This is a genomic window from Okeania sp. (assembly GCF_983059655.1).
On sequence record NZ_CEZPJD010000987.1, the window covers coordinates 1 to 2,558 of the forward strand.

Sequence of the window (2,558 nt, forward strand, 5' to 3'; positions counted from 1 at the left end):
GAATGCTCACCAAGAGAGGGAACGCCGACCAAGAGAGGGAACGCGCACCAAGAGACGGAAAAAAAATTCTCTCTCTAGAGTTGAACATTTTTATTATGGCTAATTAATGAGACTTGATATAAGAAACTAATTTACAGCACTTTTTAGGATAATCTCTTTTTCCCTACTCCCTACTCCCTACTCCCTACTCCCTAAAGTCCTAAAATTTTGTACCTCATCAACTCCAAAACTGCTGTAAATAAAGATTTACTGTCTGTATCCATTGCGAGAAGTTTTTATTCAATCCGCAGTCGATGTTCGTAGAGCTTTTGGTAATAAGGCAAACAATACTCATAAGCCTGCTTTAAGCGATCATTATCTTCTATGCTAACATAATCTTTTCTCTCTCTTTCTTTAAATCCTTGACTCGATTGTAAATAAGTATGCCAACACCCTTCCCATTGTAGAACTTCAGAGCGTACCTTGGGTTGCCATTTTAATGCTTGGGGCATAAACGGAATTCCTACGGCATCACAGTAAGCTTTCACTGTGGCCTCTGGCTTCTGTACTAAGTCATCGGAATCTATCAGAGGGGGAACTTTTCCTAAAAAGGCTTTGGTGGCTTCAAATAATTGGTAAAGTTCTGCATATGCAGTTTCACTTAAGCTAAAATCAGGCCAACCTGCAAATAGAGAAGGGAGAGCTTTGGCTGGATCGCGAATCAGAAAGCTATGCTCAAAGTGGGATAAAAAGGCTTCATCGGCGCGGTCGTAAATAAAACGACCCATGTCTTTAATAAATACCGATTGCTTTTGGGCTTGATTGATTAGGTCTTGGAATAGAGGTTGAAAGTTATAGTTGGGATTACTCTCGGCTTCTTTATAGCGATCGCATCTCCTCTCCTCGCTGTAGTAAAAGTACAAGCCAAATGGTTCATCAAGAACCAGAAAATCTCCCCTTTCTCGCATCATTGTTTCAAAAGCGGTGGAAGTCGAGCGGGGTATTGCCCATAATGCCAGAATTTTTTTCATACAATATCATCAAATTAATCGCCAATGGTTTGATAGTGAGTCATTTCAGTTATCAGTTAGTCTCCTCCGGAGGAGCTATGCTTTTTCCTACGAAATGCTCCGCAAATATCTCCGGAGCGTTAACGTTTGCGGTAGCATTCCGGAACGGAAAGTTATGCGCTAGCAAAACAGTACTTCTGCAATAAGGAGGCTTGAAATATGAAATATTTTTTTTTATCCTCTTAAAAGGGGAGGCTTTAGACCACAATTTCTCGGTAGATAAGTACGATATTAATACCTGAATCCTTAAATTTTAAGTTAACTCTTTTGCCCGACCTGCCCCTTCCTGGGTTTCCCAAATCGATCGGTAATCTTTCAGCATTACGTCCAGGGCGCTAATTTTTTCGGTAGTGCCAAAAGGTTCGATAATTGTATCGATATTCGGATATAGAAATAGGGGAATTGATATGCGACTGATAGGAAGATTGTGAATAACTTCATGGGCAGTGCTGACAAATTTCCCTTTCGTCCACATTTGCAACATATCACCTAAATTAATGACAAAAGCATCCTCCAGACAAGGAACGCCCATCCAACGGCGATCGCTTCTCACCCGCAATGATGGCGCAGGCAGGTTTTCTTGAATCAATATAGTAAACATTCCACTATCGGTATGCTTTCCAGCTTTCCCTGTTCCAGGGTGATAATAGATGGTACGATGAATTAAAATCGGATCGGTAAAAAAGCGATCGAACCATGTAGCTTCCAGACCCAATGCTAAAGCCATTCCCTTTAATAGTATTGGAACTACATTGGTCATTATCTCGCTTTGTAAGCGATAGTGACAGTAAGCAAAACCAGGTGCAACCGTGTCATCGGGAAAAACAGTCTGTCCGGTAAAGGGTTTGTCAGAATGGGGACGTTCTAAACCAAATTCAAAGTATTCTTTAGGGTCAAAGCCAGCTTTTCCATTGGTGGCTTCACCGTAGAGGGGGACATAGCCCCGACAAGTTTTAGGAGAGACGGTCTGAATGTCTTGTCCATAGTTATTTTTAATAGCTTCTGGTAGTTCAAAAAATTGCCGAGAAGTGGCGATCGTTTCTTCTATGACTTCTTTGGCAATACCGTGATCGTTCAAATAGAAAAAACCACGATCATCGCAAGCAAGATACAATCGTTTGATTTCGTGCCGATCTTCTTCTGCTAACTTTTTGAGGGAAATAATTGGCAAAGTGTCCATATTAGAATCTATTTTTTTAACTAGGTTAGATGTATATATAGTATAATATTATCATAACTTACGCAGAAGACCCCATAAGCCTGGTTATATGGCTGTATATCTCTATTGTTCAAACCAATAATTTCTGGTGACGGGACTTCTTTGCGTAACTCATATATTTAATTTTGTCATTTTAGGTGTAACAAAAGGAAAAATTCTCCCCAATATTACTTTCTTTTCGTCATAGATTTTTTTGATTGCATGGCAACCTGTTATTTATACACAGCGATCGCCAATATTGCTATGGATCGTAATCAGTTCCCAGTTCTTCTTCCGGCCAGGATTTACAG

2 protein-coding genes are annotated in these 2,558 nt (G+C 40.1%); both read right to left on the reverse strand.

The features are described 5' to 3' along the window. Positions 1-275: 275 nt before the first annotated feature. Positions 276-1,010, reverse strand: a complete 735-nt coding sequence (locus AC3DU7_RS30945) for a sulfotransferase-like domain-containing protein (protein ID WP_488043068.1) — start codon at positions 1,008-1,010, stop codon at positions 276-278. A gap of 292 nt (positions 1,011-1,302) precedes the next feature. After that, positions 1,303-2,229 (reverse strand): isopenicillin N synthase family dioxygenase, encoded by a 927-nt coding sequence (locus AC3DU7_RS30950; protein WP_488043069.1) that lies wholly within the window; start codon positions 2,227-2,229, stop codon positions 1,303-1,305. Between the last annotated feature and the right edge of the window lie 329 nt (positions 2,230-2,558).